Annotated in this window: 13 protein-coding genes; 1 reads left to right on the plus strand and 12 read right to left on the minus strand. The window is 74.6% G+C overall.

Translation table 11 applies throughout. The features are described from left to right. Positions 1 to 27 precede the first annotated feature (27 nt). The 10 genes from C5508_RS04940 to C5508_RS04985 form a co-directional block, all read right to left on the minus strand. On the minus strand, positions 28 to 975 hold the full coding sequence (locus tag C5508_RS04940) for a Ppx/GppA phosphatase family protein (protein ID WP_104523835.1): 948 nt from the start codon (positions 973 to 975) through the stop codon (positions 28 to 30). Next, positions 972 to 1493 carry a DUF501 domain-containing protein gene (locus C5508_RS04945; RefSeq protein ID WP_104523836.1) on the minus strand — a complete coding sequence of 174 codons (522 nt, stop codon included), beginning with the start codon at positions 1491 to 1493 and terminating at the stop codon, positions 972 to 974. Before C5508_RS04945 ends, C5508_RS04940 begins: the two co-directional genes overlap by 4 nt. Positions 1494 to 1636: 143 nt before the next feature. After that, on the minus strand, positions 1637 to 2221 hold the full coding sequence (locus C5508_RS04950; RefSeq protein ID WP_104523837.1) for a septum formation initiator family protein: 585 nt from the start codon (positions 2219 to 2221) through the stop codon (positions 1637 to 1639). A 10-nt stretch (positions 2222 to 2231) separates the two neighbouring features. Beyond that, entirely contained in the window at positions 2232 to 3509 is a 1278-nt protein-coding gene (gene eno / locus C5508_RS04955) for a phosphopyruvate hydratase (RefSeq protein ID WP_104523838.1), read from the minus strand. Between the two features lie 155 nt (positions 3510 to 3664). Further along, positions 3665 to 5449: an HNH endonuclease signature motif containing protein gene (locus C5508_RS04960; RefSeq protein ID WP_157943992.1), complete on the minus strand. Its 1785-nt coding sequence runs from the start codon at positions 5447 to 5449 to the stop codon at positions 3665 to 3667. Positions 5450 to 5615: 166 nt separating this feature from the next. Then, on the minus strand, positions 5616 to 6881 hold the full coding sequence (locus C5508_RS04965) for a mechanosensitive ion channel family protein (protein WP_232796921.1): 1266 nt from the start codon (positions 6879 to 6881) through the stop codon (positions 5616 to 5618). 76 nt (positions 6882 to 6957) lie between these two features. Next, a complete protein-coding gene (locus C5508_RS04970; RefSeq protein WP_104523840.1) occupies positions 6958 to 7869 on the minus strand; it encodes a MazG family protein in 912 nt (303 codons plus the stop codon). Between the two features lie 4 nt (positions 7870 to 7873). Then, positions 7874 to 8881, minus strand: a complete 1008-nt coding sequence (locus C5508_RS04975; protein ID WP_157943993.1) for a SurA N-terminal domain-containing protein — start codon at positions 8879 to 8881, stop codon at positions 7874 to 7876. Between the two features lie 109 nt (positions 8882 to 8990). Next, a complete protein-coding gene (gene mfd, locus C5508_RS04980) occupies positions 8991 to 12560 on the minus strand; it encodes a transcription-repair coupling factor (protein ID WP_104523842.1) in 3570 nt (1189 codons plus the stop codon). A gap of 99 nt (positions 12561 to 12659) precedes the next feature. Beyond that, positions 12660 to 13148, minus strand: coding sequence for an adenylyltransferase/cytidyltransferase family protein (locus tag C5508_RS04985; RefSeq protein WP_104523857.1), 489 nt, complete (start codon positions 13146 to 13148; stop codon positions 12660 to 12662). Between the two features lie 335 nt (positions 13149 to 13483). Between C5508_RS04985 and C5508_RS04990 the strand changes: the two genes are divergently transcribed. Further along, on the plus strand, positions 13484 to 14677 hold the full coding sequence (locus C5508_RS04990) for a Wzz/FepE/Etk N-terminal domain-containing protein (protein WP_104523843.1): 1194 nt from the start codon (positions 13484 to 13486) through the stop codon (positions 14675 to 14677). 45 nt (positions 14678 to 14722) lie between these two features. Here C5508_RS04990 and C5508_RS04995 read toward each other — a convergent pair whose 3' ends face one another. Together C5508_RS04995 and C5508_RS05000 are read right to left on the minus strand one after the other, a co-directional pair. Beyond that, positions 14723 to 15961, minus strand: coding sequence for a hypothetical protein (locus C5508_RS04995; protein ID WP_157943994.1), 1239 nt, complete (start codon positions 15959 to 15961; stop codon positions 14723 to 14725). 76 nt (positions 15962 to 16037) lie between these two features. Then, positions 16038 to 17297, minus strand: a complete 1260-nt coding sequence (locus tag C5508_RS05000; protein WP_104523845.1) for an MATE family efflux transporter — start codon at positions 17295 to 17297, stop codon at positions 16038 to 16040. Positions 17298 to 17412: the final 115 nt, after the last annotated feature.

The following is a 17412-nucleotide window of genomic DNA, read 5'->3' on the forward strand; positions in this document are numbered from 1 at the left end:
AGTCGTGGGGGGCACCGGGGTCCTCCTTCAGCGGGCCAGCCGCAGGGCGATGCCGTCGAGGATGTCGTGCTCGCTGACCGTCACCTCGGCCGACCCGAACTCGTCCATGAGCACCCGCAGGATCAAGGCGCCGGAGCCGATGACGTCGACCCGCCCGGGGTGCATGACCGGCTCGGCGGCCCGGCGCTCCCGGGTGGCGGCCAGCAGGTCGGCGGAGACCCGGCGGACGTCGTCCACGGGGATCCGCGACCCGTGGATGGCCTCGGAGTCGTAGCCGGGCAGGCCGAGCGCCAGAGCCGCCACCGTGGTGACCGAGCCGGCCAGCCCGACCAGGCTCACCGCCGTGCCCACCGGCACCTCGGCGGTCACCTCGGCCAGGGCCGCCCGGACGTCGCGCTCGGTCAGCGCAATCTGCTCGGCCGTCGGCGGGTCGTCGCGCAGGTGCCGTTCGGTCAGCCGCACGCAGCCGATGTCGACCGAGCGGGCCGCCGTCACGCCGTCGGCGTCGCCCAGCACGAACTCGGTGGAGCCGCCACCGATGTCGACGACCAGCCACGGCGCCGGCGGGGCGTCCAGCCCGTGGGCGGCCGCGGCGGCCGCGATCGAACCGGTGGCACCGAGGAAGGACAATTCCGCCTCCTCCCGCCCGGTGACGACGTCGGGCGCGCGACCCAGGGTCGCGCGCACCATGCCCTCGAAGTCGGCGCGGTTGGCGGCGTCCCGGGTCGCGCTGGTGGCCACCATCCGGACGGCGTCGGCCCCGAGCTCGCGGGCCGCCGTGGCGTACTCGGCGAGCACGAGGCGGGTGCGCTCGATGGCCTCGGGGGCGAGCCGGCCGGTGGCGTCGACGCCCTGGCCCAGGCGTACGACCTCCATGCGGCGCAGCAGATCGGTGTGCCCGCCCTCGGCCGGCACGTCGGCGACCAGCAGGCGGATGGAGTTGGTGCCGCAGTCGATGGCCGCGACGCGGGTCACTCGTCCGCCCCGTCGTCCGTGCCGCCGTCCGGGAGCGCGCAGGGGCCCTTGGCCCACCACTCCCCCATCTCCTCGACCGCGCGGTCGCCGATCGGGTTCACGCCGGGGCCGGCCGCCAGGGCGTGCCCGGCCAGCGCGTGCAGGCACTTGACCCGGTCCGGCATCCCCCCGGCGGTGGCGCGGGTGGGCAGGACGTCCTTGGCGTCGCGGGTGGCCAGGTAGGTCTCGTGCGCCGCGCGGTAGCCGTGGGCGAGCTCGGGGTTCGTGCCGAGCTCCTCCTGCCACTCCCGCATGCGTCCCGCCGACTCCAGCCGGCTGGCGGCGGCCGACGCCCGGGGGCAGGTCAGGTAGTACAGGGTCGGGAACGGGGTGCCGTCCTCCAGCCGCGGCGCGGTCTCGACGACGTCGGGCTGCCCGCACGGACAGCGGTGCGCCACAGCGGTCAGGGCGCGCGGGGCGCGGCCGAGCTGGCGCTCGACGACCTCCCGGTCCTCGGCGGGAACAGGGGAAGAGCTCACGCCACCAGTCTGGGGCAGGCCGGGGAACGCGCGGGAACCGGCCCCAGGTGAGGTGCTGGAACGGCCCGCAGCGACGTGCTGGAACCGGCCCCGTCGCAGGGCCCCGCCGCGAGGGTGCGAGCGGTGGGGGGTGACGGGGTCCTTCACCCGTCGGCGGAGGCCACCGACTCCATCAGGCCCTCGTACCAGGACAGCGGTTCGGGCTCCTCGGTCGCCTCGGCGAGGGTGCCGGCGTCACCCTCGACGGCCTCGCCGTCGACGACGATCACCAGCCGGTCACCGGGCAGCACGTAGGCCAGCCGCTCCCGCGCCTGCCGCTCCACGTAGGCCGGGTCGGACTGCCGGTCCAGCTGCTCCCGCAGGTCGGCGGCACGCTGGTCCAGCGCCTCGCCCTCCGCGGCCAGCCGGGCCAGCTCGGCCCGACCGGCCAGGTACTGCCGGATCGGGCCGGCCAGCGTGAGAGCCAGCAGCAGGACGAGCCCGACCAGCAGCACGGCCCGGCCGGTGACCAGCGGCCGGCGCCGCGCCGAGGTCCCGGAGGACCGGAGTTCGGGGCGGCGGTCGGTGCGCCGCTGGCCAGGACGGCTGGAGGCACCCGACCGCAGCCCGGTGTGCACCGGCCGGGTGGAGTGCACCCGCGGCACCCGGCCGGTCGCCCGGGACACCCGGCCGCTGCCGCGGTGTCCGTCGGCCGCGGAGCCGCCCCGCCGCCCCCGAACGCTGCTCATCCGCTCCCGTTCAGCCCTTCAGCCGAGGAAAGGCCGACGCCCCGGCGTAGCGGGCGGCGTCGTCGAGCTCCTCCTCGATGCGCAGCAGCTGGTTGTACTTGGCGACGCGCTCGCTGCGGGCGGGCGCGCCGGTCTTGATCTGCCCGCAGTCGGTGGCGACGGCGAGATCGGCGATCGTGGTGTCCTCGGTCTCGCCCGAGCGGTGGCTCATCATGCTGCGGTAGCCGCTGCGGTGGGCCAGGTTGACCGCGTCGAGGGTCTCGGTGAGCGTGCCGATCTGGTTGACCTTCACCAGCAGGGCGTTGGCCGCACCCTGCGCGATGCCGTCGGCCAGCCGGGCCGGGTTGGTGACGAAGAGGTCGTCACCGACGATCTGCACCTTGTCGCCGAGGGTCTCGGTGAGGGCCACCCAGCCCTCCCAGTCCTCCTCCGACAGCGGGTCCTCGATCGAGACGATCGGGAAGGAGGAGACCAGCTCGGCGTAGTAGTCGGTGAGGTACTCGGCCGAGCGGGTCTGGCCCTCGAAGTCGTAGCCGCCGTCGCCGTGGAACTCGGTGGCGGCGACGTCCAGCGCGAAGGCGATGTCCGTGCCGAGCGCGTAGCCGGTCTTCTCGACGGCCTCGGCGATCAGGTCCAGGGCGTCGCGGTTGCTCGGCAGCGAGGGTGCGAAACCGCCCTCGTCACCCAGGCCGGTCGCCAGCCCGCGGCCCTTCAGGACCGACTTGAGGGCGTGGTAGGTCTCGGTGCCCATGGCCAGCGCCTCGGCGAAGGTCGCGGCGCCGATCGGGGCGATCATGAACTCCTGGATGTCCACGTTGCTGTCGGCGTGGGCACCACCGTTGAGGATGTTCATCATCGGCACCGGCAGCAGGTGGGCCGAGGGGCCGCCGACGTAGCGGAACAGCGGCAGGCCGGTGGAGTCCGCGGCGGCGCGGGCCACGGCGAGGCTGACGCCGAGGATGGCGTTGGCGCCCAGGCGCGACTTGTCCGGCGTGCCGTCGAGGTCGATCAGCCGCTGGTCGACCAGCCGCTGTTCGGTGGCCTCGTAGCCGACGAGCTCGGGGCCGATGACGTCGAGGACGCCGTCGACGGCCTTGGTCACGCCCTTGCCGCCGTAGCGCTCACCTCCGTCCCGCAGCTCGACCGCCTCGAAGGCGCCCGTCGAGGCCCCGCTGGGCACGGCGGCCCGGGCGATGGTCCCGTCGTCGAGGGCGACCTCGACCTCAACGGTGGGGTTTCCGCGCGAGTCCAGGATCTCCCGCGCGCCTACGGCATCGATGCTCGGCACGCCGGACAGCGTAACCACGCCGGCCAGTCCCGCTCGTCACCAGCGCACCACCGGGCGTCCAACGCGCGACGGCGTGACCCCGTGCCCTGACCCGCTCCACGCGCTTCGCTCCCCTGGAGACCCCGTCGCCTGCCCCGGAGGCGGCGTCAGGGACGTCAGAAGGGCGGGAGGTCGAGGTCGCTGCCGAAGCGGGGCACGTGGCCGACCAGCACCTGCCCGCTGGGCATGGTGACCGCCAGAGCACCCTGTTCGCCCTCGTCGAAGCGCCAGCCCGGCGCCTGGTGCCTGAGCCGGTGATGGTGTTCGCACAGGCAGCAGAGGTTCTCGTGCGAGGTCGTCCCGTGGGGCCATTCGCGCCGATGGTCGAGGTCACAGGTGCGCGCACGGGCGCGGCAACCCGGGAAACGGCAGCGCCGGTCGCGCAGTCGGACGAAGCGATCCAGAGCCGCCCCCGGGGTGTACCCGTCACTCGGTGAGGGCGGGCCAAGGGCCGATCCGCAGCGGATGCCCGCAGCGTCGGTCAGCGCGACCAGACTTCCCCGCAGCTTGTCCACGACGGCGATCTGCGGCCGGTGCGCGAGACCCGTCCCGTCGACGTCGCGCACGCCGATCAGCGCTCCCACGTCCAGGAGTGCGCGCTGCTCGCCGTCGGTCCAGGTGCCGTCGAGGACCGCCTGCTTCGCACCGGTCAGCGCCTCCCCCGCCGCGGCCTCGTCCCGCGCCCGGGCCAGCGCGAGCCACTCACTCAGCGTGCGGTCCTCCACGGGCGTGGGCGTGAGTGCTGACGGGGATCGGAGCGCATGGGGCGGCTCGAGGTCTCGGTCGGGCAGCTCCGCGACACCGGGCGCGGGGTCGGGCAGCTCCGCGACATCGGGCGCGGGGTCGGGCAGCTCCGCGACATCGGGCGCGGGGTCGGGCACCTCCGCGACATCGGGCGCGGGGCGGGGTAGCAGGCCGAGCGTGTACGCGAGCTCGCGAACCATCGCGGCCGACACCAGCATGCCCTCGACCTGCCCCGGCTCGGCCCCACCCAGCATCGTCTCCAGCGTGGCCACGAGGGTGAGCGCGACGGTGACCGGCGGCATCCCGTGCTCGCCCCGCCGCAGGATCAGCTCTTGGACGCAGTCGGCCATGCGTTGCTGCTTGGTCCGCTCGTCCCCCTCGACCCGGGCCGCCTCCGCGTACTCCTCCAGCGCTCGGTAGATGGCCGCCGCGGCCGGCAACGGCAGGTCCAAGGAGATCGTCGCCGTGCCGTCGCGGCGGTCGTGCAACCGCACGCCCCGCTCCCGGACCGCGGCCACCAGCTTGCGCGCGGCGGCATCAGCGTCCTTGCGGAGCACGATCCGCCGCGCGCAGTCGCCCAGCTGAGGGGGCGTCTTGCGACCGCGCAGGCCAAGCACGTGCGCCTCGATCTCGGCGCGCAGCGCATCGTCCTCGACCGGCCCCACGACGTTCACCATCTGCCGCGCATGAGCCGGGCTCAGCTCACCGCGGGCCAGCAGGGCGAGGGTTCCCGGCAACCGATCCGCCAGCACCAGCGAATCAGACAGCTGAGCACCTGCGGCCGCCGAGGTGATCCCCAGCGTGGGCGCCACCTCGTCGACCGCCCACTCGCTCACCTCCGACAGGACGGCCGGCCGGGCGGCCCGGGTGGCCGCCGACATGGCCCCCCGCTCGCCGGGTTGCCGGTCCAGCACCGAGGACGGGCGGCACCCGGCGAAGGCGGCCAGGGAGGTCGCGACCACAGCAGACAGCCGGGCGATCTGCCGTGACGCCTCGGCGGCCCGCTCCAGGTGGTCGGCGCCGACCTCCAGCAACCGCCGCAGATCCGTCGGCCCCGCCTCTTCGGCCGCGGCGTCGTCCCCGCCGTGCGGACCCGAAGCGGACTGACCGGCAGCCCATTCCCACACCTCCGGGAGCGGGTGGATCAGTTCGATCACCAACCGCGTGCGGCGAGTCAGCACACCGGCCAGGGCACCCTCGACCCGGGACCTGACGTCCCCGTCGTCGAGGACCGCACCATCGAACGTGTGTTCGATCCTACCGTCGAGACGCCGGTCGCACCACCGCTGTCATCGACGTGTGGATGACGTCGACTCGCCCGTCTCAGTGCGGAGCGTCGCCGGAACGGTGGCGATCGGCTTCCTCGTGCCCGCCGGGTCCGGCGAACGTCTGGGAGCGCTCCTTCCCCTCAGCGCTGCCGGAGAAGACCGTCGTGTTCTCGGCGGATTCCGGCACTCCGGCCGGCTCGTCCGCAGGTCCCGGCGCTCCGGCCGGCTCGGGCGCGGGTACCGGCACCGCGCGCTCCAGGCGCACGCGCGGCAGAGCCGTGGCCTGCTGACGCAGCCAGCGGACCAGCCCTTCGCGCACCTCGCACCGCAGGTCCCACAGCGACCCGGCGTCCCCGGCGCTGACCAGCGCACGCAGGCGCACCACGGAGCCGACGGCGTCGGTCACCTGGAGCACCCCGGTGCGCCCGTCCCACAGCTGCGAGCCGGCCAGGAGCCGGGCGAGCTCACCGCGCACCTGCTCCACCGGCACGTTCCAGTCGACGTCGAGTTCGACGGTGCCGAGGAGGGCTGATGCGGTGCGCGTCCAGTTGGCGAACGGGGTCGTCGTGAAGTACGTGGAGGGCAGGATCAGCCGCCGGTCGTCCCAGACGTGGACGACGACGTAGGTCAGCGTGATCTCCTCGATCCGGCCCCACTCCTCCTCGACGACCACGACGTCGTCGACCCGGATGGCGTCGGTGAACGCCAGTTGCAGCCCGGCGAAGACGTTGGCCAGCGAGGTCTGCGCCGCCAGGCCGGCGACGATCGAGATGACGCCCGCGCTGGCCAGGATGCCGGCCCCGGCGGCCCGGGCGGCCGGAAAGGTGAGGAGCATGGCGGCGACCGTCAGGACACCGACGAGGACGACGCCCAGCCTCCGCAGCAGCGAGATCTGCGTGCGGACCCGGCGGGCGTGCCGGTTGTCCACGACGTCCACGTCGTACCGCGCCCGGGTGAGGTCCGCCGCCACGTAGACCACCGCGGCGACCAGCCAGCCGATCGCGGCGATGAGACCGAGCGCGAGCGCGTGCACGACCGGTCCACGCCACTCCCCTACCTCCGTAGCGGCCTGCAGGACGGTGATGACGGCGGCGGTGACCAGCAGCAGCCGCAGCGGCGTCCGGCCGCGCCGGGAGAGGCCGGCCAGCACCGGCGACCGCCGAGCCAGCCGGCCGGTCACGGCGCCGATCAGCAGCCCGACCAGCCAGGCGACGGCGACGGCGCCGGCGAGCACGAGGAGCACCTGCCAGGTCTCCGCCGGCATGGCGACCTCGACGTCGGCGACGGCCAGGTTCACGGGCGGGCGGGCGGTGTCCGACACCAGGGAATCACTCCTCTCGATGGCACGGCGCCGGTCGGGAGGGGTCGCCGGCGCGGACCCACCGTACGAAGTCCCCCTAGTGCGACCGGGCCGCCGCCTGCGCGTCCAGTTCCCCTGCGTAGCGGCGCACGGCCTCCCGCAGCGCGTCCTCGACGTCCCAACCGCGGCCCTCAGCAGCGGCGACGACGGCGAGCAGCCGCTCCCCCAGCTCCTCGGGACTGCCCGCGGAGACCTCCGCCGGCGCGGGTGTCGCGAGCCCGGCACGCCCGGCCCGCCGCACCAGCGCCGCACCCCAGGAGGCGGCCGGCTGCGACCGGGAGACCCCCTCGGTCGGCGAGCTGCGCTGCTTCTCCGCCTTCTTGATCTCCTCCCAGCCGGCCTCGACCTGCGCGACATCGCGAGGGCCTGCGTCCCCGAACACGTGCGGGTGCCGGCGGACCAGCTTGTCGACGAGGTCGCCGGCGACGTCGTCGACGTCGAAGCGGCGGTCGGGGCTGGCCTCGGCGGCGACGCGCGCGTGGAAGACGACCTGCAGCAGCACGTCGCCCAGCTCCTCGCGCATGCCGACGGCGTCGTCGTCGACGATCGCGTCGTAGGCCTCGTGCGCCTCCTCCAGCAGATAGCCGCGCAGCGAGGCGTGCGTCTGCTCGGCGTCCCAGGGACAGCCTCCGGGCGAGCGCAGCCGGTCCATGACGGCGACGACGTCCAGCAGCCGGGCACCGGCGGGCTCGGGCGTGCCCTCCACCGCGGGCGCGGCCACGTCGTCCCCGGCCGCGACCAGCAGCACCACCTCCCCGGGCAGCGCCCCCGCCGCGGCCGCGTCGGCGACGTCGACGACCTCGAGGCCGTCGGCGCGCAGCACCTCGGCGGTCGCGGCTGCGCCGGGCAGTGCCGCGAGCGGCGCTCCGGAGGAGACCGCCCGCCAGCCGGCGGGGCCCAGCAGGCCGGGGAGTCGGGGGCTGACGGGAACGGCGAGCGCTACGGGCACCCGGTCAGTCTGCCGCGCCGCCCTCCGGGGCGTCGGCGGCCGCGTCGTCGAGCAGGTCGACCACGCCGCCCTCGCCCACGACCAGCCGGCCCTCCTCGAGGACGCCGTACCGCGGGTTCACCCGCACGTCGAGGTCCTCGCGCACCTCGTCGACCTGCTCGGCACCCGCGGCGTCGACCGGACCGGCGGCCTCCTCCTCCAGCCGCACCCGGGTGTCCTCGAACGTCGGGACGGTCGAGGAGACGAGGAAGCCCACGACCACGCCGCCGACCTCGGGGACCGGCAGCGTGAACCCGGAGCCGGGCGGCGTGAGCTGCAGCTGGTCGGCCAGCAGCGGCGGGATCTCCTGGATCCGCTGGGACCGCAGCTCGGGGAGCGTGTACTGCCCGGGGTACCGGGCGGCGACCTCGGCGTACCGGCCGGGCGCACCGGTGAGCTCGGCGAGCAGTGCGGTCGCCGTGGGCTGGTCGGGCACCGTCACGTAGCCGAACTCGAGGGTCGTGAGCTCGGGCCGGACCTGCTCGTACCGCGCCCGCAGGGCCTCCTCCGCCAGCGGTCCGGCCTCGCCCTCGCGGTCGGCCAGCTCCCGCCGCAGCAGTTGCTGGCGCACGGTCTCGCGCACGTCGGCCCGGCTCAGGCCCTGCTGCTCGGCGACCGCCCGGTAGGCCGCGTCGGGGTCGTCGGTGCCCAGCAGCTGGCCGATCCGCCGGGAGACGTCGTCCTCGTCGATGCGCACGTCGTAGCGCTCGGCCGCCGCGGCGTAGACCTCGGAGTCGACCAGGGTGTCCAGCACCCGCCGGGTGAAGTCGTCCTCCCGGCCCTCGGCGAAGGCGGCGACGCCGCCCTCCGCGAGCCGCTCGCGGACAGCGGCGTCCAGCTCGGCCACCGTGACCTGCTCGTCGCCGACGTACGCAGCGACGTCGGGCGCGGATCGGCAGCCGGCGAGGATCGGCAGGGCAGCGGCCACCAGCAGGACGGCGGCCCGTGCGCGGGGAGCTCGACGCGTCAGCACGCGGGGAGACTCCCACACCTCGTGTGACCCGCGCCGCAGCCGCCCCGGTCCGGCCCCGTCCGGAGGCTCGCCGAGAGCGTGCGAGCGGGAAGAGGGACGGGGTCCTTCGTCAGGAGGCGGCGGCGACCGGGACGTCGAGGACCGCGGTCAGCACCGAGTGCAGGTGGTCCAGCAGGGCGACGTCGCGCAGCGGGGTGCGGCGGTCGGGACCGACCGGCATCTTGAGCACGATCGTCTCCACCGCGGCCTTGTAGGAGGCCCCCTCGGCCAGGCGGGCCAGCCGCATCTGCTTGGACTCCGGCAGCGCCACCGGGCCGACCCGGATCGCCCGGCCCTGCAGCGACACCTCGGTGATGCCCAGCGCCCGCATGGCGACCCGGAACCGGGCGACGGCGAGCAGGTTGAGCACCGGCGCCGGCGGAGCGCCGTACCGGTCGGTGAGCTCGTCGAGCACCGCGTGCGCCTGCTCCTCGTCGGAGATGGCGGCCACCTTCCGGTAGGCCTCCATCCGAAGGCGCTCGCCGGGCACGTAGTCGTGCGGCAGGTGCGCGTCCACCGGCAGGTCGACCCGGACCTCGACCGGCTCGGCGGGGGCCTCCTCGCCGGTGACCTGGGCGCGGTAGTCGGCCACGGCCTCGCCGACCAGCCGCACGTACAGGTCGAAGCCGACGCCGGCGATGTGCCCGGACTGCTCGCCGCCGAGCAGGTTGCCCGAGCCGCGGATCTCCAGGTCTTTCATCGCCACGGCCATGCCGGCGCCGAGGTCGGTGTTGTTGGCGATCGTGGTGAGCCGGTCCACCGAGGTCTCGGTGAGCGTGCGCGACGGGTCGTAGGTGAAGTAGGCGTACGCGCGTTCCCGCCCGCGACCGACGCGACCGCGGATCTGGTGCAGCTGGGAGAGGCCGAAGGTGTCGGCGCGGTCGACGATGAGGGTGTTGGCGTTCGGGATGTCCAGGCCGGACTCGACGATCGTGGTCGCGACCAGCACGTCGTACTCCTTCTCCCAGAAGCCGACCATCACCTTCTCCAGCTCGGCCTCGCTCATCTGGCCGTGGCCCACGGCCACCCGGGCCTCGGGCACGAGGGCGCGGATCTTCGCGGCGGCCTTGTCGATGGACTGCACGCGGTTGTGGATCACGAAGACCTGGCCGTCGCGGAGCAGCTCGCGGCGGATCGCCGCGGCCATCTGCTTGTCGTTCCAGGCGCCCACGTAGGTGAGCACCGGGTGCCGCTCCTCGGGCGGGGTGAGGATCGTCGACATCTCACGGATGCCGGTGAGGCTCATCTCCAGGGTGCGCGGGATCGGGGTCGCCGACATCGAGAGGACGTCGACGGCCGTCCGCATCGTCTTCAGGTACTCCTTGTGCTCGACGCCGAACCGCTGCTCCTCGTCGACGATGACCAGGCCCAGGTCCTTCCACCGGGTCGTCGGCTGCAGCAGCCGGTGCGTGCCGACCAGGATGTCGATCTCGCCGGCGGCCAGCTGGCGGAGGATCTCGGTCGTCTCCTTGTCCGACTGGAACCGGGAGAGCACCTTCACCGTCACGGGGAACTGGGCGACCCGCTCGGAGAAGGTCTTGACGTGCTGGTTGGCCAGCAGCGTCGTCGGCACGAGGACCGCGACCTGCTTGCCGTCCTGCACGGCCTTGAACGCCGCCCGGATGGCGATCTCGGTCTTCCCGTAACCGACGTCGCCGCAGATGATCCGGTCCATCGGGACCGTCTGCTGCATGTCGGCCTTGACCTCGTCGATGGCGGCGAGCTGGTCGGGGGTCTCCTGGAAGGGGAAGGCGTCCTCCAGCTCGCGCTGCCAGACGGTGTCCGGGCCGAAGGCGTGACCCTTCGTCGCCATGCGGGCGGAGTAGAGCCGGATCAGCTCGCCGGCGATCTGCTTGACCGCCTTGCGGGCCTTGCTCTTGGTGTTCTTCCAGTCCGCACCGCCGAGCTTGGACAGCGCCGGGGCCTCACCGCCCACGTACCGGGTGAGCTGGTCGAGGGAGTCGGTGGGGACGAACAGCCGGTCCGGCGGCTGGTTCCGCCGCGACGCCGCGTACTCCACGATCAGGTAGTCGCGCTGCCCGCCGTTGACGGTGCGGCTGATCATCTCGATGTAACGGCCGATGCCGTGCTGCTCGTGGACGACGAGGTCGCCCGGCTGCAGCTGGACCAGGTCGACGGCGTTGCGCCGGCGGGCGGGCATCTTCGTGGCGTCGCGCATCGAGGTGCCGCGCTGGCCCGTGAGGTCGTGCTCGGTCACCAGCGCCAGGCCGATGCCGGGGAAGGCGAAGCCCGTCTCGATGTTGCCCTGGGTCACGTGGGTGAGCCCCGCGTCCGGCGCCCGGTCGAGGTCGGGCACCAGCCGGACACCGAGCTCGGCCTGGCCGAACTGGTCGGCGGCCCGCTGCGCGGGACCGGGACCGGCGAAGGTGACGACGACCCGCCAGCCGTCGCGGTGCCAGGCGCGCTGCTGCTCGATCGCCGTGCCGACGTCACCGGCGAAGCGGTCGACGACGGTCGCGTCGAGGGTGACCTGCCGGTCGTCGTCGACCGCCTGGAGCGTGAACGACCCGGTGGTCCACCAGGGCAGGCCGCGGCTGCGGGCGGCGGACTCGACATCGGCGAGGTCGCGGAAGGACGACGCCCCCAGGTCCAGCGGGGCCTCCCCCGCCTCGGCGGCCATCGCCCAGGACGCGGCGAGGAACTCCTCGGCGGTGCTGACCAGGTCAGCGGCACGGCTGCGCACCCGCTCCGGGTCGCAGACCAGCACGTGGGTGCCGGCGGGCACGAGGTCGGTGAGCAGCTGCATCGCCGCTGAGCTGCCCCCACCCGCCCCGCCGGCACCGATCAGCGCGGGCGTCAGGGACTCCATGCCCTCCACGGCGATGCCCTCGGCCAGCTTGCCGAGCACCTCGATCAGGCCCGGGTGCTCGACCGCCAGGGCAGCCGCGCGGGCACGGACCTCCTCGGTGAGCAGCAGCTCGCGGCACGGCGGGGCCCACAGCCGCTCCGGCCGCTCGTCGAGGGACCGCTGGTCGGCGGCGGAGAAGTACCGGAGCTCGTCGACCTCGTCGCCCCAGAACTCCACCCGGACCGGGTGCGGCTCGGTGGGCGGGAAGACGTCGAGCAGACCGCCGCGGACGGCGAACTCGCCGCGCTTCTCCACCAGCTCCACGCGGGTGTAGGCGGCGTCGGACAGCGCTCGGGCGACCGTCTCCAGGTCGGCGGAGTCCCCCGGCCGCAGCTCGACCGGCACCAGGTCGCCGAGCCCCGGAGCGAGCGGCTGCAGCACGCTGCGCACGGGGGCGACGAGGACGTCGACCGTGCCGTTGGCACCCGGGTGGGTGAGGTCGCGCAGCACGGCCAGCCGGCGGCCGACGGTGTCGGCCCGGGGGCTGAGCCGCTCGTGCGGAAGGGTCTCCCACGCGGGGAAGGTTTCGATCCGCCGCTGCGGGAGGAAGCAGCGCAGCAGGTCCGCGGCCGCGTCGGCGTCGCGCTCGCCGGCGGTGACCAGGAGGACCGGCACGCCGTCGCCCCCGCCGGCGGCGGCCAGGACCGCGGCGACGAGCGGCTGTACGGCCGGGGGCGCCGTGACGGCGAGCTCCGCATTGCCCGCGGCAGCCGCCACGCGGGCCATGCCGGGGTCGGTGAGGACGACGTCGAGCACGCCGCGCAGGGTCACGCTTCTCTACTCCTGAGGTTCGGACGGCCGCACGGTGCCGCCGAATGCGGCAGGGGCCGGTCCCAGGCTAGACGGCGGGGCCGACACGCGCCGTCGAGCTCAGGACGTGCGGGCCGAGGCCTTCCGACCCACCGGCTCACCGGCGTCGATGGCCGCCAGGGTCTTGCGCAGGATCGTGCTCGAGGTGTGCATCGTGTACGGGAAGTAGTGCACCCGGACGCCGACTTCGGCGAAGTCGCGCTCGAGCTTCTCGCCCTTGGCGGTGCCCCGCCAGTCGTCGCCCTTGAAGATGACGTCGAACCGGACGTCGCGCCAGGTGTCGATCTTGTCGGGGACGACCTCGGCGTGGACGGCGTCGACGAACCGCAGGTTGCTGACGATCTCCATGCGCTCGGCGAGCGGGATGACCGGAGCGCGGCCCTTGGTCAGCAGGAGCATCTCGTCGGAGACCACCCCGGCGATCAGCCGGTCGCAGTGCTCGGCGGCGTGCTTGAGCAGGTTCAGGTGCCCGACGTGGAAGAGGTCGTAGGCACCAGGGGCGTACCCGATGACCTCGCCGCTCCGCCGAGATGCGCTGTCCGTCGCCATGAAGTTCCCCCTGATGAGCACGCTCAGTGATCAGACTGGCGCAGCGCACCGGTCCAGTCCGCTGTGACCAGCAGAATCTAGCCGCGGTCGATCACGGCCAGTGAGGTTCGCGCAGGCTTTCACCCCGTCGGGGGGTGCTCGCCGGCGGGCCTGGCCCGCACTGCGGGGCGACGACTGCCGACCCGCCCCCATAGGGGTGAGGGCATGGGCCGGATCCGGGTCGCCGCGCTGGTCAGCGCCCTAGCCTCTGGAGGAATCGGTGGCGCGCGAGGCGTGCCACGACCGGGGGACCCGCCACCGCGTCCCTCGGGTGCACGGATGAGGAAGCGGGCGACATGGAACTGCGCGACTACCTGGCGGCGCTGCGTCGGTACTGGACCACCTGGGTCGGTGTGACGCTCGCGGCGCTGCTGCTGGCCCTCGGCGTGGTGGTGGTCAGCACCCCTTCCTACCAGGCCACGGCGTCGGTGTTCGTCGCCGCGACGTCCGGTGACGCGACCAGCGGGGCGCAGTTCATCCGCCAGCGGGTCACCAGCTACCCCGACGTCGCCCGCAGCCAGGCGGTGCTCGGCACGGTCATCGAGGAGGAGGAGCTCTCCGAGACCGTCTCCCAGCTCCGGTTGCGGATCTCGGCCACCAACCCGCTCGACAGCTCCCAAATCGACATCTCGGTGACCGACAGCGACCCGGTGCGGGCTGCCACCATCGCCAACGCCATCGCCGAGGAGTTCGGCTCGACGGTCGAGGACCTCGAGCGGCCCGGGACCGGCGGGTCGCCGGTGGACCTGACCGTCACCGACCCGGCCACCGTGCCCTCGACGCCGGTGTTCCCCGTGCCGGCGCTGCTCCTGGGTCTGGGCCTCGTCGTCGGCCTGGCGATCGGCGCGGCGATCGCGGTCGTGCGCAGCCGGGTCGACACCCGCCTCCACACCGAGGACGACGTCCGGACCGCCTGGGGCGAAGGCGCCGACGAGCTCACCGTGCACCCGACGCCCGACCGTCGGAGGCGTTCGGGCCAGCTCTCCGCACGGCCGGCCGCCCTGGTCGCCCGCCGGCTCGGCTCCCTGGCCGACGACCGCCCGGTGCGCGCCGTGGTGCTGAGCGCCTCCCCCGACGACGACGAGCCGGCCCGGACCCTCGTCCAGCAGATCGCCGAGGACCTCACCTCCGGCGGGGTGCCGGTCGAGGTCGCCGGTCCGGCGCGCGGCGCCAAGGACCGCGGTGCCACGGCCGGCGTCCAGCTCGCGACCGGTCAGCCGCAGGCCTCGCTGAAGGAGTGGCGGCGGATCGGCCGCGAGTTCGACGGCGTGGTGCTCGTCGCCCAGGCCGGCCACACCGACCGCGCCGACCTGCAGGAGATCCGGTCGGTGCTCACCGCCGCCGGCACCCGGCTGTTCGCCGTCGTCCTCAGCCCGCCCCGGGCCCGCCGGTGGACGCCGGACACGGCGCCCGAGGGGATCGGTCAGGACCCGACGCCCTCGCGCCCGGCTCAGCCTGCCGGCAAGAGCACCGCGCTCGCGGGTCGCTGACCCGCGCTCCCCGGCCCGCCGGGGAGCGCGCCCACCCCGGGCTGCTCAGACCCGGTCGGGCCCGGCGGCCTCCGCGCGGAGCCGCTCCCGCGTGCCGCCCTCACCCAGCAGCGACAGGGCGAAGAAGAACAGGAACGCGGGCGTCGCGTCGAACAGCCCGCTCTCCAGGACGCTGCGCCCGAGCAGGAACACCAGCATCCCCAGGAAGAGGATCCGGTGCGGCCGGGGCGCGCGGAAGGCCCCGCGGAGCACCCACACCACCCACAGCGCGGCGGTGACGACGCCGAGGACGCCGGCCTGCACCAGCAGCGAGACCCAGCTGCTGTCCAGCGGCTGGGTGTCCCAGAACTGCCCGTAGACGCGAATGATCTTCACCGACAGGCCGCCGCCGAAGATCTGCTGCCAGTCCGAGTCGGCCCAGGTCAGCGACGCCCGCCAGGCGATGAAGCGGGACCCCAGGGTGCTGGTGCCGTCGCCGCCACGCGCCGCGAACCCCTCGATGACCCCGGTCGTCGCGACCGCGACCGCCGCGGCCGCGGCCAGGACCAGCCCCGCCACGACCAGGCCCACCCGGGGCCGCCGGATGTGCGCGGCCATCAGCAGCATCCCGAGCACGAGCATGAGCAACCCGGTGCGGGAACCGGTGGCCCAGACGACGGCGAGCAGGAACAGGGCGGCGGCGATCTCCGGTGCGGACACCTGATCCTGCACGAACCGCCAGACCAGGACGACGACCGCGACGCCGGCCAGCAGAGCCAGGTCGTTCGGGTCGATCGCCGGGACACCCCCGGCGAGGCGCCCCTCCGCGACGGTGGACCAGCCGGTGACGGCCGCGACCGTGGCGACCACCCCGCAGGCCCAGGCCAGGGTGGTGAGCACCCTGACCGCCGGTGCGGCGCGGACCAGGAAGAACGTGGTGCCGGCCAGCAGCGCGACACGGACGGCGACCACTCCCCCGGCCGGCATGTTGTCGGCGGTCACCGCGCCCACGACGGAGCCGCCGAGCAGGAGACCGGCCACCCAGAAGGACCCGGTCCCGACCCGACGGCGGGGACCCGACTGGGCCAGCAGGAAGGCGAGGCCGAACGCGATCAGCCCCACGACGGCCTTGGCGACGACCACCGGGTCGGCCGAGCCGGAGAAGTACTCGCCCCGGCGCCAGCCGACCGCACCCACCACGACCAGCAGCGCCACCGCGCGCAGCGCCGCCGTCGACACGACGCGGTCCGCGCGGGGGTCGGCCGCGGCCCGGGGCTGGGCACGGGTTCGCACGGGCGTCGTCACGCGGGCAGATGCTAGAGAGCCGGGGACCGCCGGTGGCGGCGCCACGCGCTCCCGAGCGGGGGGAGGCACGGTGACCTCAGCCCGCGGCCGGCGCGCCGGCCGGATGTTCGGCGGAGTCGCGGCTGCCGGGCGTCAGGACGAGCCGGCGCACGGCCCCGGCGGTGAGCAGGGGCCCGAGGGCCAGGGCGAGCGGCGCCCAGACGGCGCCGTCACCCACGACCAGCAGGAGGACCAGCACCGCCCCCAGCGACACGAACTCCAGCGAGCGGAGCGCGAGGACCTGGCGCTGGCCGCCGTGCACGGAGGCCAGCGAGGAGTACGGCAGCAGCGCCGCGCTCGCCACCGCGTAGACCGACCACCCCGCCACGGCGGCCGCGGGCACGGGATAGGAGCCGGCGGTGAGCAGCGGGCCGGCCCACGGGAGGAGGACGAGCGCCGCGAGGCCGATCCCCCCCACGCCCAGCGCGAGCCCGGCGGCCGCACGGTCGGCGGCCTTCAGCCCCACGGCCGGTCCCCGGGGCCGCAGCGACACGAAGTGCGGGAGCAGGAAGGAGCCCATGCCGGCCACCAGAACCAGCGTCGGGGCGGTGTAGACGCGGGCGGCCTCCAGCGGGCCGTACGCCGCGGCCCCGGCGACGCCGATGACCAGCAGCCGGAGCACGGTCAGCATCGCCGGGCGGATCGTCTGCGCGGCCGCACGCCAGGCGCCGAACGACGCCACCTCGGCCAGGCCGGGTCGCCGCCACGGCCCGCGCGGCCGCTCGTCGCGCGGTGTCAGCAGCCAGGCGACCACCGCCGCTCCGGTCTGACCGAGCAGCAGGGCTCCGAAGAACGAGGTGACGGTCAACTCGCCGGAGTTGGCCTGGAGCACCAACCAGCCCAGCGACAGCACGAGGCTGGTGCCGTCGACCACGGGCAGCGACCAGAACCGGCCGCAGGCCATCAGCAGGCGCCGGAGGGTGTCCTCGACGACGAACGCGGCCGTCGCGAGGCCCAGCAGCAGACCGGCCTCCGGCGGTACGAGATGGGTGACGACGCCGAGCACGCCGCCTCCCACCGCCGCGACGACGGAGACCGAGACAGTGCCCACGTGCAGCGCGGCGCGGATGCCCGGAGCCCTGCGGTCCAGGACGGTCAGGGAGTCGCCCACCAGCCCGCTGCAGACGGCGGTGGCCAGCACGATCGCCCCGTAGATGAGGGAGAAGGTCGCCAGGCCGGCGGCCCCGAGCTCACGCGCGGCGGCGACCTGGAGGGCGAGCCCGGCGACGGCCTGGCTCGCCTGACCGGCGAGCGCGCCGGTCGCGGGCCGGCGCAGCAGACGCAGCACGGCCCTCACGGACCCATCCTGCCCCCGCTCCCGGGCGACCGGTCGGGATCGCGGGCCGACCTCACCCCAACTGGGCACCGCGGTCGTCCTCTCCCCCCGGGAACGCGGCAGCCACCTGGTCGGG

The sequence above is a fragment of the Blastococcus atacamensis genome (assembly GCF_002938425.1).
GTDB lineage: Bacteria > Actinomycetota > Actinomycetes > Mycobacteriales > Geodermatophilaceae > Blastococcus > Blastococcus atacamensis.

Excerpts from the sequence above, each read along its gene's own strand:
- C5508_RS04985 (WP_104523857.1), bottom strand. The coding sequence starts at position 13,148 with ATGGCGACGGACAGCGCATCTCGGCGGAGCGGCGAGGTCATCGGGTAC.
- C5508_RS04990 (WP_104523843.1), top strand. The coding sequence starts at position 13,484 with ATGGAACTGCGCGACTACCTGGCGGCGCTGCGTCGGTACTGGACCACC.
- C5508_RS04950 (WP_104523837.1), bottom strand. The coding sequence starts at position 2,221 with ATGAGCAGCGTTCGGGGGCGGCGGGGCGGCTCCGCGGCCGACGGACAC.